Source organism: Sphingobacterium sp. UBA7249 (assembly GCF_002472835.1).
GTDB classification, from domain to species: domain Bacteria; phylum Bacteroidota; class Bacteroidia; order Sphingobacteriales; family Sphingobacteriaceae; genus Sphingobacterium; species Sphingobacterium prati.
In genome coordinates this window covers 1-12,944 of record NZ_DKST01000014.1, presented here as the reverse complement: position 1 = coordinate 12,944, position 12,944 = coordinate 1, and the positions used below count along the sequence as shown (strand labels likewise).

Annotated in this window: 10 protein-coding genes and 1 pseudogene; 3 read left to right on the top strand and 8 right to left on the bottom strand. The window is 40.8% G+C overall.

What is annotated here, in order from left to right; all coding sequences use genetic code 11:
• Positions 1-144: 144 nt before the first annotated feature.
• Positions 145-2,532 (bottom strand): TonB-dependent receptor, encoded by a 2,388-nt coding sequence (locus tag B4A24_RS10300; RefSeq protein WP_293944725.1) that lies wholly within the window; start codon positions 2,530-2,532, stop codon positions 145-147.
• Positions 2,533-2,640: 108 nt separating this feature from the next.
• Here B4A24_RS10300 and B4A24_RS10295 point away from each other — a divergent pair, with 108 nt between their 5' ends.
• Complete coding sequence (locus B4A24_RS10295; RefSeq protein WP_293944724.1) at positions 2,641-3,735, top strand: hypothetical protein; 1,095 nt, start codon at positions 2,641-2,643, stop codon at positions 3,733-3,735.
• Between the two features lie 262 nt (positions 3,736-3,997).
• On the opposite strand, the gene B4A24_RS10290 is transcribed toward B4A24_RS10295, so the two are convergent.
• From B4A24_RS10290 to B4A24_RS10260, 7 genes and pseudogenes are all read right to left on the bottom strand, one after another.
• Positions 3,998-4,906 (bottom strand): DUF4267 domain-containing protein, encoded by a 909-nt coding sequence (locus B4A24_RS10290; RefSeq protein WP_172392137.1) that lies wholly within the window; start codon positions 4,904-4,906, stop codon positions 3,998-4,000.
• A 72-nt stretch (positions 4,907-4,978) separates the two neighbouring features.
• Complete coding sequence (locus tag B4A24_RS10285) at positions 4,979-5,557, bottom strand: Crp/Fnr family transcriptional regulator (RefSeq protein WP_288811332.1); 579 nt, start codon at positions 5,555-5,557, stop codon at positions 4,979-4,981.
• A 449-nt stretch (positions 5,558-6,006) separates the two neighbouring features.
• A complete protein-coding gene (locus B4A24_RS10280; protein ID WP_172392135.1) occupies positions 6,007-6,957 on the bottom strand; it encodes a helix-turn-helix domain-containing protein in 951 nt (316 codons plus the stop codon).
• A gap of 100 nt (positions 6,958-7,057) precedes the next feature.
• Positions 7,058-7,894, bottom strand: a complete 837-nt coding sequence (locus B4A24_RS10275) for an SDR family NAD(P)-dependent oxidoreductase (RefSeq protein ID WP_172392134.1) — start codon at positions 7,892-7,894, stop codon at positions 7,058-7,060.
• Positions 7,895-8,092: 198 nt separating this feature from the next.
• Positions 8,093-8,530: a Rid family detoxifying hydrolase gene (locus B4A24_RS10270; RefSeq protein ID WP_172392133.1), complete on the bottom strand. Its 438-nt coding sequence runs from the start codon at positions 8,528-8,530 to the stop codon at positions 8,093-8,095.
• 64 nt (positions 8,531-8,594) lie between these two features.
• Positions 8,595-9,503 (bottom strand): alpha/beta fold hydrolase, encoded by a 909-nt coding sequence (locus B4A24_RS10265; RefSeq protein WP_293944723.1) that lies wholly within the window; start codon positions 9,501-9,503, stop codon positions 8,595-8,597.
• 301 nt (positions 9,504-9,804) lie between these two features.
• A pseudogene (locus tag B4A24_RS10260) lies at positions 9,805-10,677 on the bottom strand (transposase); the annotation flags it as partial.
• Positions 10,678-10,779: 102 nt separating this feature from the next.
• Here B4A24_RS10260 and istA point away from each other — a divergent pair.
• Together istA and istB are read left to right on the top strand one after the other, a co-directional pair.
• The gene (istA, locus tag B4A24_RS10255) at positions 10,780-12,219 is read left to right on the top strand and encodes an IS21 family transposase (protein WP_293944721.1); all 1,440 of its coding nucleotides are present in this window, start codon (positions 10,780-10,782) and stop codon (positions 12,217-12,219) included.
• Positions 12,219-12,944: IS21-like element helper ATPase IstB (gene istB, locus B4A24_RS10250; protein WP_349681731.1), on the top strand; the 726-nt coding region annotated here is incomplete at its 3' end. The genes istA and istB, both read left to right, overlap by 1 nt.

Sequence of the window (12,944 nt, the reverse complement as noted above, 5' to 3'; positions counted from 1 at the left end):
AAACAGAAAATGTTACACATTAAATAAAAAAAGCGTGAAATATCAATCGTCTCCTTGGTTAAAAATTGATTTGTCATATTCTTTTGATTTTATGTGTATAGCAAAGTATGGTGATATGACTATCTCAGTAAAATAAGGCTTGTATTATAGCAATAGCTTCATTCCAATGGAAAGATTTCGTCCCGGAAGAGGTGCAAGATATTTGAGTATGGAATTTTGCGGGCGTGCTTCTACATTCAATAGATTATTTCCTGAAATAAAATAGACGAATTCATACCTTTTTATATTCACCTTGTAACCCAATTGTCCTGATAGCAAGGAATAAGCGGGCATAGCCGGTTCAACATTGATATTTTTGCCTAAATAACGTTGTCTCAGATATCGGTCGAAATTAGCGTTCCCAGAAAACTTTTTGTATTGCAGTGCAATAGATATTCCATATCTACTGGTCGGTAGGTTGGGCATATAGTCTCCTTCTGCCCATTTACGCATGCTGTCATCCGATGTATTTATATTTTTGACCAGATCGGCGAAAGCATTTAACACTACATGACAATCTGCGGCCAATACATGTGTGTAGCCTCCCTCTAGCTCCCAGCCCTGAATCTCGGTGTCTGATGCACGCCATTCCTTGACCAAAAAACCGCCAGAACGGGAAATGCCGGTATGGGCCAAATAGAGATAATTATTAAAAAAACTGCGGTAATGAGTCGCGGACAATTTTAATCCACCATGTTTTATCCCCCCGGATAACTCATAGGAGTCTGAGCTTTCCTTATCAAGTCTATCATCTCCATTTTCTTCCACTAAGATCGCAAAATGGTCATTTCCAGCATAAAGTTCATTGACCCCCGGGGCACGTTCTGCATGTGAAAATGTAGCTTGTAAATAGGCAATGTCAAAAATTGAATAGCTAATATCGCCCGAAAAATGATTTAAGCTAAAATCTCGGGCCGAAAGATTACCTCCGGCTAACCCCCTGCTCCGTTGGTAGGCAGGATCACTCAATGTACGTCGGGCAACCCAGTCATGTCGATAACCTAAATGAAGCGCAATTGGATTAAGATCAATCGTCTGCAAGGTAAAGATACCGCCCTCGCGACTTAAATTATTGGGAATATAGCGCCGATCCCCCTCGCCCTCTAAGGCTACAAATGAAAAATCAAATCCGCTCACCCCGGACCAAAAACGGGCGAATTGTTGGGTTATCTCCGACCGAACCGCATGCCGCTCACTATCAAACCTATTGACACGATATCTGCCTAAAATCTCTCGGTCATCAGATAATTCACCTCTATAGCTAAATTTAATCTCCGAGATCAACTGTGTTTTGGGTTTAAAAGCAGATTCTAATTGCCAAGCATATGAATATGTGCGGGTATTGATCGGCTCATATATCGGGGTCCAAACCGTGCTGTGGCTATGCACAGGTTTGTTACGCTGCGCAAAACCGGGAATACCATAATAACTCTCAAGAGCGTAAAGGCCTAGTCCTATTCGAAAGTTTTCCCTGATGTAACTGGCTCCTGCATTGACAGAACGTCTCTCGGCATGGCTATTGGGCATCAGGCCGCGCTCAACAGGGACGTAATCTGTAATCCCATGAACTACTTCGGTATACAGTGGTGTCTTAGGATCCTGTCCAGAGATATATTTGTCATTTTGTGGATTTAGCACCTTTACCCCATTGATAAAGGAATAATTTTCAAAAGTATACAAATCTGCCTCGGACAGGCCCCACTTTGGATCTGCCATATTATCGAGTACAAACTGGCTCAGATAAGGATATAGCGTCAGATTCTGAATCGTTTCGCGGTCTACATTTACCTGCGCCATCGCGGCAGTCAAATGATCTATTTTTGGATCATAAGCAATCGATGCTTTTGTATTACCAGGGATCTTGAGGTCTCCGTGTGCGAGCCTCATTGCGCCAATATGCCCTACCCAGTACTTGCCAATGTTTGTATTGAAGGCCAGTGACTGTCTATTCCCACTATTGGTTCCTAACTCTGCACTGGCCTGACCTGAAATCCCCTTTTGTAAACGGGTAATCGGAATGCTGTTGTCGCTGAGATTGACAGCTCCACCAATCGCCTTTCCACCAAATAATACGCTTGCTGCTCCCTTGTACACTTCTATTTCTCGTAGATTATCCATATCGAAATTTGGGTTGAGATTTGGACTTATTCCCGACAAATCATTGATCGAAAGACCATTGGACAGAATATTCACCCTGCTACCGCTCAAACTGCGTATCATTGGAATTCCGGAATTGGGGCCAAAAGAGGTGTTTTGTACCCCAGAAATATGGCTCAATGTTTCACCGATTGTTTGTGCCTGTATACGATCCAGCTGTTTCCGATCCAGCCTTGTCTTTTGCCCATAGCCTGGCACAAGGCCAGTTGCTACCGCCGTGGGCAACTCGATAATGCGCAATGTATCGACTGCCGATTTGGTCTGTGCATGTGTAGAGCTTGCTGTCAATATTATCAGCAGAGATGCTAAAAATAATTTATTCTGATACTGTAACATAGTGTTTGTATTCCTGTTTGAGTTGCAAAAATAAAAAAGAAAATAGCAATTGCAATATTGTTGCATTAATAATTTACAATCATTACCTTCGTCAAAATTTTATACGTTATGAAATACATCAACCTACAAATCGTTATTGCGGGGGCACTGATTCTCGTGCTCGGCGCTGCATCATCCTGTAAAAAAGAGACAGCTCCTAATCCTACTGAAATCTCGCTTTCGTTACCTTCACAGGTCAGCCTTCGCTACGGCGAAACACAGGAGATTAATCTACCGAAAGACCTATCTTCAAACAATGGACTTACATTCAGTTTTGACTTTTCCCAAACTGGTGAAATCAATTTGGGAAATGGGAGTAAACTCAGTGATAAATTGAACCAGGCTATTAAATTTGATGACAAAAAACAAAGTATACAGATTAACAGTGCCCTTCTCTATCCAAATGGAGCTCAATCCAGCAGCGCACGCATTCCCGATGATTATAAAGTCACTGTAATAGCCAAAGAATCTCATGGTACAGTCGTAGCAAAAGAAAGTTTTTCGATAAAGGTAATGGCTGGATCCATTGCTATTAAAGGTTTAAAAGACGGCAACGAGTTACCTTATTCTTATGTGCTGTATAATGACCAATCTACTTATTTTGAAATAGACCCGCTTGGTGTCCCAATTGCTGGCGCTAGCTTTCATTTGATGAAAAAGGATGGACAGGAAAATATTGCTTCAATATCGGGTACTCATATCAAGTTATCAAAAGATGCTGGCGATCCGGAAAAGAAAGCTGAAAAGTCGTTCGAGCTGACTCCCGAACTGAGGAAAGATGGTTTTCCCGTCGCTTCCACCACCTTCAGGGTCATTCTGATTCCACAAATTAAATTTTTGTTTGGACAATATTATCCCGATCTAAACCTTACTATCGACTTTAGCCTGATACATATCGGTCTTTCAAATGGTTATGTCTCGGCGGCTCCAACATTATATCCGGAAAAATATAAATCTACATTTGAACTGGTTTCAATACAAAAAGATGGAATTGCATTTGCTGACAGCGAAAAGCTGTTTAGCGTAAATACACAAACAGGTGTAGTTTCCGTGAAAAAAAGCGACAGCTTAAAAGCTGGTAGCTATAAGGTGACAATAAAGGCGCTGACAACCACTGGCCTAGCATTTACAACTAACCTCACCTTAGCGATGGCTGAAGAATAATAAAAATACCCAGGTTACAGTAATAAAATAATTACTGTAACCTCTCTCTTAATTAGCATTACAATACTTCGTTGGAAGTAAACTCAGATCCAGTTAATCATGCCTCTCCCCGAATTTAGCGTGTTCTAAAATAGAAACCCCGCTGTTTTGACCTGTTTTTCGATAAACATTTCAGATGTGAGATCCCAAACAGTCCTCATAAAGCTGATCCTAACGGAAATTTTATAGACGCGATTGTATAAAGGATAAAAATGCTTTATTATTACCTAATTGTTTTACAATAGGTATCCTCAAGAACCTTCAACCGGCCTCGATGTATAGCAATTTTTGCAATCAAATTTAAAAATGGTTCAGCAATTTTCATTATTCCGGTCATCTTGGAGTTATTCAGATATATGAAAATTGCAAGGTTTGAAAACTTTTTAGGAATTCCATTGCTATTTGTAAGGCCATCCTTAGCCAGCCCTAGTAGAATAAGTGAAGCCTTCTCAAATAATATATTTCCAGGATCTATGGTAGTTCGTATCCGACACGCATTATTCGATCTGTTGTTAAAAAGATGCTTCTCATTGGCAGAAATACTTATCTCGTCCCCAGCCTTGAGCCGATAACGTTTACCGCCCTTACCTACTTCCAGTTCGCCTGCCAATATTTCAAATTTTTCTGAAAATAAGGTATGGTAATGCCAGGGGGTTTTTGCTCCAGGAAGCAGATCACACTCCGTAACGGTGGGCCCACCATTAGTTGCGGACTGAATTAAATTAAAGGATATTTGTTTGTCAGAACTGATTTTTGCTGGTTTTTGGATTAAAAGTATCGGGCCGATAATGATGCAGATACCAGTAGCGATCCAATGAGCAATCGTATGCTGCCAATCGCCTCCATTTCCGTCCATTACGATCAGCAAGTCTCCCAGTGGCACAATAGTCGCGGAAAGCAGCGCTATGCCAAGCGCCTTCTTTTGCTTTGTCACTGCTAATAGTAGTAGAAGCATCCCGGAAAATATATCCCTTACTCCTTTGATGTAATGAAAGGAATAATCATCATTGGTATCGGTGAAGATGCCAAAATCGAATTCGGCTTGAACTGGTGAAATTAAAAACCTAAGACCAATAAACAATAATCCTACCGCGGTCAAAATTGAAATGATGTAACAAATTCTCGTTGTCATAATATTTGCTTTTTAAGTTGACAACAAATTTATCTGTATCCATTTCACGTTTCATGCACCTGGGTTAACAAATCATTTTTTATGCAGATTCCTACTCCGTATGCGACTTAGCGATTGTGGTTTAACCCCCACATAGGAAGCAATGTAATACTGCGGGATACGCTGAAGCAGATCAGGATATTCTTTTATAAATTTTTCGTAGCGAAGTTCCGGTGAGTCTGTATAGAATGAATTCAGCCCCTGTAAAGTCTTGACAAATACTTGCTCGATAACAAGCCTTCCGAAACGTTCTCCGCTTTTTAGTGAACTATAAAATTTTTGAAGATCGTCATATCCGATGACCAATACAGTACAGTCTTCCAAGGATTGGATAATTTGCCGGGATGGCTGTTGGGGCAGAAAACTTTCATTGTTGCATATAAAATCAGATTCTTGGGCAAATCCATAAGTCTTCTCTTCCCCATCGTCATTAATATAATAGCGCATTACACCGCTGACCATAAAGCCAACGTTTCGGCAAACGTCACCTTCATTCAGAAAAAAATCGCCCTTACCATATTTTTTTTCATGGAAAAGCCTGGTAATTAACTCCTTTTCATCCTGGTTTACTTCTACCGATTTTTCGATCAACTCTAACAATTTTCCTATCATAATTTCACAGATTGCTTCTCTAAAGTTCGTAAAAAATTTTATGTGCCCTCACTCCTTTAGCTCCCTTTGGCTGTTACACGCCTATAATATGGTGTACTTGCTCAGGATATACACATATGAGCGCTGGCCCTTTGAATTCGATGTTCTCAAAATCAATATTTAACCTGTATTCCACCCCCTAAGGCTAACATTCATTGACAGTGGTTGTCCCGATGGGGCCTGGAAAGATCGTGCTCGTCAGCAATTTGATGTTCCATATTTACGATCAGCATTCCAGTCCTTGAATTAGGTGAAAGTACAAAATGATCTATCGTATATTTTTGGTTTTTCAAGGGTTATAAGTGTTAAAGGTCCGATTGTATAATTGATTTTACTAAAGTGGTTTCTCAAAGATTTTGGTACGAATTCGCAGCGAAAAATAGTGCTGAAAGTTTAAGTAACTGTAAAAATTAATTGAATTGAGCTCTATATTGTTGTGGGCTTTGTTTGGTTTTTAATTTAAACAATCTGCTAAAGGATTGCGGTTGTTCAAAACCTAATTCAAATGCAATTTCAGAAATACTGAGAGCTGTGGTTGATAACCTATTCTTTGCCCGATAAATCATTTTATCATGAATGATTTGCTGGGTGTTTTGACCGATAAGGTTTCGCAACAGATCGCTTAGGTAACTCGCAGACATATGCAGCTGGTCAGCCAAGTAATTCACGGTAGGAACTCCCCCGCTCAGGACTTTATCGCTATTGAAATAATCCTCCAACACTTGATCGATGCGCTCGACAATACTCGGATAGTTTTGTTTTCGGGTCAAAAACTGCCTGTTATAAAATCGTTGGGCATAATTTAGCAACAGTTCGATCTGTGAGATGATCACATTGTGGCTCATCTCGTCTATACGATTCTCAAGTTCTTCTTCTATATTTCTGAAAAGTGAAAGAATGGTTTCTTTTTCTTTGCTCGAAAGATGCAATGCTTCATTTGTAGCATAAGAGAAAAAGTGGTACTGATGGATCTTTTGAGCTAACGGATATTGCAGTAAAAAATCAGGATCTATAAGCAGTGTGATCTGCGGTCTAAGTATTTTTTGTTTTCCAGTTTCCTTTTGTTTATCCTCTTCTATAGTTGAGAGAATTTGCTGAGGAGCCACAAAAAATAGCCCTCCCTCTTTAAAATCAAATTTAGTATGACCATAGATTAATTCTCCTCCAGCCTCTGGTTTAAAAGCAATTTTATAATAATTCAACACATGTGATTTAGGAGGAGCATGACCTTTAAGTGGTTTGTCTACCCCGTTCAACAAAACAATTAATGGATGCTGCGGAGGCGGAAAACCAGATGCCTCCATAACATCGGTCAGCGTATTAAATCTTTTTACGGAATGATTCGATTTTTTGGAAACCATATTATAAAAATTCTAGGTTACAAGTTAAGCAATATTCGCTTTTCCTCACAAAAAAGAAAAGCGAATAGAACGGAAAGATTGTTAAAGACGGCATAGATCCCTAACCTTGGGCCGCTTGAGAAATCGGTTTCCAAGCTTCCCATTCCTGAATACGTTCAGTATAGATTTGTTGGATATGTGGCAAATCATTTTTACCAAGTAGTAACCTCAAAGGCGGGTTTTCGGCATCTACAACAGCAAATATCGCATCCGGAGTAGCCAAAGGATTTCCTCGTTCCAGCTTTTGTAAATTTTTCATCAAGTTGCTTTTCAAATCGTCATAATCCGACAGCTTTTTGCTGGCTATTTTCAGTGATTCTGCACTGCCAAATTCAGTGCTGTATGCCCCGGGTTCGATCAACGTAACTTTGATGCCAAATCCAGCAACTTCTTTAGACAAACTATCGTAAATAGCTTCAAACGCAAATTTTGAAGAACAATAATAACCGATAAGAGGATTACTATAAATACCAACAGCACTAGATGTCCCCAAAATATGGCCATGACCTTGTGCTCGCAATATAGGTAATGCGGCCTGAACTACATGGATAGGTCCTATAATATTGGTTTCGTACATAGCTTTTACCTCTTCGGTGCTACCCTCTTCGATGGTACCCACCAGAGAATATCCGGCATTATTAAACACGATGTCTAATCTTCCAAAATATTCATTAGCCTGGTTAACTGCATTTTGCACTTGAAAGGCATTGGTTACATCCACTTCGAGAACCAAAACCTGATCACCGTACGTTTCTTTTAAGGCAGCAATACTATTTATATTGCGTGCTGTGGCAGCCACCTTATCTCCGCGTTTCAAAGCGGCTTCTGTCCATATTTTTCCAAATCCTCTTGAAGACCCTGTTATGAACCAAACCTTTTCTTTTTGTTTATTTTCCATTTTTTAATTGTATTAATATGAATGCAAAATTGGTTCTAAATAGACGTACTTACGTTGCCATAATGAGGATTATCCTAACCAAATTGAGAAAAGCGAACTGCTCGTAGAGGGAACTGTAGAACAGCAAAAAATTTATCTTTAATGGACGGAAAGCCCGAATAGGGTTGAAAAGAAGAAAGTTTATATCGTAAAATCCGGTCACCTTTTAGCGGCAATACATTCAATCTCGATGTCTGCATCCCGTGGTAAAGAAGCCACTTCCATTGTGCTCCTTGCAGGAAAATGATCATGGAAAAATTTACTATATATTTTGTTGACAGTTTCGAACTGCTTTATATCTTTCAAAAAAATAGTTGTTTTGGTAATGTGCTCCAAGTCGGACTGATTATTTTCTAAAATAATTTTTAGATTTTCCATAATCTGAACCGTTTGTTCCTCGATCCCGCTTTTTAACGTATTGTTTTTTTGGTCTAAGCCAATTTGCCCCGATACAAAAATAAGATGACCATAACTCGTAGAATGACTGTATGGACCTATTGCTTCTGGCAAGCCGGTATGTTTTACTGCTACGATCTGTTTTTTTGTGCTGCAGGAAAACAAGGTCAGTGTGAGGAAAGGTATGATGAGTCTGTGCATTTTAAGCAATTTTTATATTAAAAAAATGAGGTTAGCTTTTGACTAACCTCATCCTGTAATTATCTTATTTTTTGATGAAGTTTAAGATTTCGCTATTAAATTTATCCAACTCTTCGATAAACAGGGCATGCCCGCTTTTTTCGAAAGGAACTAAAGTTGAATTCTTAAGTAAGGCATTCATTTGTTCTGCTAGGTCAAAAGAACAGATTTTATCTAACTTACCGTGTAGGATCAAAGTAGGAATTGTTATTTTCTTCAAATCACTACGTAAATCGCTATCTCTTAAAGTTTTTAATCCTTCAGCCATTGCATAAGGTGATGCCTGAGCCTGGATGCTGCCTAACCAAGCGCCATGACCTTGGGAAACGCTGGTCTCATTGGCAGGAAATATCTTACCAAATGTGGCGAATAATTCCGGACGATTCGTGTTGTTCAGATTGATCAATCCATTGACGTCTTCCTTGGTCCATAGGCCATAGTTGAAATCTGCCCGTTTTGTCCAGATCGGTGCTGCTGCTCCAAATAATGCCATTTTTGAAACGTGGGCAGCGTTGTATTTGGCTACATAGTGAATCACTGTGGCTCCTCCCATCGAAAATCCGCCGATTGTAGCATTTTTAACATCCAATTTATCCAAAACAACTTTGATATCATCCGCAAATACATCATAGTTATATTTTCCTCCCGGTTTGTCAGAGAGCCCGAATCCTCTTAAAGTAATACCGATCACACGATAACCTTTTTGTATAAAATCGGCATATTGATATTCGTACATCGCATCGCTCAAGGGCCATCCGTGAATCAAAACAATAGGCTCTCCCTCACCAAGGTCGGTTATATGGAGTTTTACATTTTTCTCTACTTCAATATATTCTTCTCTTCCAAAGGATGCTGGTGTTCTTTTAGTTTGTGATAAAACTGTATTTGAAATGAAAGTTGTAAATAATACGACTGCTAAAATTAAATTTTTCATGGTCTTTAAATATTTATTATTGTTATTATTTTTTGATAGTACAAAGTTGCTCTTATTCTCCAGGCCATACAATGGACAGCTTTCGCTTTGAATTGCACTTTTTACCCAAAAAGAGTTTATTTACTTTTTGAACAGCATATATTTAGCAACAGAAAGGCATAAACATGAAAAGAGGCTGTCTCAAATTTATTTGGGACAGTTTTTTTGTTTAAAAAGTCTATGAGATAGATTTGTGTGTTGTTTGTTGGTTATTTTGGAAAAAGACTCATATGGAGGGGAAAAATGAACAAAAAGTAGCTTTTTAGGCCGCTTTTTTTCTTAGATTTTGTGCTATTGCCAATAATCCCCACTCTATGGACACTTTTTCTTTACCCCGGAGCATAAATCTTCGGAACCCATGGTTCTGTTTAATGTTTGCAAAGACAGGTTCGACGTCATAACACCTCTGTTTTCGTTTGGCTACACCTACATCGCTGTTGAGCAATTCGTATGCCCTGTTCCTGTAAATCTCAAGTTGCTTATTCACCCCGATGATCCTATTTCCCTGTGATTTGTGACAGGCGCCATTCAACGGGCAGTTTGTGCAGTTTTTTGCCTGATACTTTTTGATTTCCTGCCGGAAGCCTGCGGAGGTCTTTTGGCTAAATGTACCTATACAATGCATTTCCTGTCCCATTGGACAGATATAGCAATCTTGTGAAGGATTATAATGTAATTTATCTACAGAAAATGGTTTCTTATCCCCACAGCTCTTTTTCTGCCCTTTGTCAAACATACCATATTTCACATAGCTCTCAATATTTTTTGCTGCCAGTAATGCATAGTTTTCTTCACTGCCATAACCGGCATCTGCGGTAAGGGTTCCCGGTGTTTTTCCAAAGCTGTCCTCATGTTGCTGCAAATGACCGGATAATGTTCTGGTATCTGTGGGATTGGAATGTATGGTGTAATTGACGATGTATTGATTGGACGTGGATATCTGGATATTATATCCTGGTCTGAGCTGGCCATTTTTCATATGATCCTCTTTCATCCGCATAAAGGTGGCATCGGGATCTGTTTTGCTATAACTGTTTCTGTCTCCCAGAGTAGCTTCCTGCTCTTCATATTGTACGATCTTCTCCGGATAGTTTTTGGTTACATAACGCAACTTTGCCTTCATCTTTTTATTTACTGTTAATTCGCAAATAAATACCCCCAGGAATTCGCATTAAAATGCCACCACCTTAAACAATTAAGGTTTTACTTGTTGAGAGTATAATCAACTCTCAGCGTTATGTATAAAGTGGCTATGTACAATACGATAAAAACACTTTTGGAACACGGGAAATCTTTGCGTGAGATCTCAAGGGAACTTGGTATGTGCCGCAAGACTGTTTCGCGTATCCAAAAAGCGCTGTTGAATGGAGATTCAGCTCCGACACAACAGTCCCGTTCCAGTGGTCTTGAGGTATTTCATGAACAGATTGAGCATTATCTGGCCAGTGGACTTTCGGCACTGCTGATCCACCAGAAATTGATCCAGCAGCATGGGCTTACCCTGTCTTATTCAAGTGTCGCCCGTTACATTGGTAAGTTCAAGCGGGCAGAATGTTTTGTTCCGCTGCACAGCCTTCCCGGTGAGGAGGCACAGGTCGACTTCGGCTACTTTGGTGAGTTCCGCAGGAACGGCCGGGGTGTTAAGGTCTGGGTATTCAGTATGGTGCTCAGCCATAGCAGGCAGTCCTATTATAAAGTTGTTACCAGTCAACAGGTCCGGGAGTTCCTGGACTGCCATATCAGTGCTTTTGAATATTTCGGGGGTGTCCCAAAAATGGTCAAGCTGGACAACCTGCGCTCGGGTGTAACCAAGGTAGATCTCTACGAACCCACCCTACAGGCACAGTACGCGGAATTTCTCAGTTATTATCATTGTGCGGGTATTGCCTGCAGACCCCGCCGGCCAACAGACAAAGGTAAAGTAGAGTCTTCCATAAAATATGTCAGGAACAACTTTCTGAAAGCCTTTGAAAGCAAAAGCTATGAGGACCTGGTCTGTGGTCTGCGCGTATGGAATGATGAAATATGCAATAAACGTGTCCACGGCACCACCAGGCGCCGGCCTCATGATATCTTTCTTGAATCGGAGAAAGCTGCATTGCAGCCCCTTCCTTCCAGACGTTTCCAGATACAGGATGTCAGCCACCGCAGGGTAAACCGTATGGGACATGTCACCTATAAGCAGAACTATTATTCGGTTCCGGCGGACTATATGGGCATGAATGTAAGGCTGGAGAGCAACGGTACGATACTTCGCATCTATGACAGCTCACGGCAGATCGCCATGCACCAGCTATCCGGCAGCATAGGCATGTTTGTCAGTCTTGCGGCGCACCGCCCCAGGGAAAAGAAAATGGTCAGCAAGGAAGAATACCGTGAAATGATGGAACAGATAGGTCCAAATGCGTGCTCTCTGTTCGATAGGCTGGTGGAAGATGTGCCTACGCACTGGGGCAAGATGACCCAGGGTATACTTGCACTGAGAAAGCGCTACACTTTTGGCCAGATAGAAAGATCCTGTGCCCGCGCACTGCATTTTCACGCCATAAGCTACCAGCAGGTCAAACGGATATGCGAGAATGCGATGTACGACCTGCCCCGGGAAGATGTGCTAACAATGGGCTTCTCGGACGAATTTCAGCATGAACTCAGTTATTATGACAGTCTTACAAATTAATGGATATAAATATGGAAAATCTAAAAACACAGCTCCGCACCCTTAAACTGGCGGCCATCTGTCAGAACCTTGAGCTGCGTAACAGGTACGCATTACAGCACAAGATCGGTTACATTGAGTTTCTTGAGCTTCTGGTAGAGGATGAAATGGCAAATAGGCAGACCAATGGATATATAAATAAGCTCAGGGAATCAAAGCTCGACACGCAGAAGATATTGGACTGTTATGATTTCAGCTATCAGCCCCAGGTTGACAAAAGGCAGATCTATGATCTGGCAAGCTGCCGGTTCATAGACCAGAGACATAATGTGGTATTCATGGGGAAACCGGGGGTCGGAAAGACGCATTTGGCCCATGCAATCGGGCTGGAAGCTGTAAAAAAAGGTAAGCGGGTACTTTTCATCCATACCAATGAAATGGTCGAAAAGCTATATTCCTCCCGCGCGGACGGATCCTATGCTGCAACCATCCAGAAGTTCCTTAAACCGGACCTGCTGATACTGGACGAACTGGGCTTCAAAAAAATGCCGCAGTACAGTATGGAAGACTTCTTTGAGATCATCAGAAAAAGATACGAAAACGGCTCGATGATCATTACCACTAATAGGAACTTTGAAGACTGGGGGACACTTTTCGGGGACAAGGTAATCGCATCGGCGATAATAGACCGAATAGTGCACCATGCCACAATCGTTAAACTAAATGGTTATGACCACAATATGGTT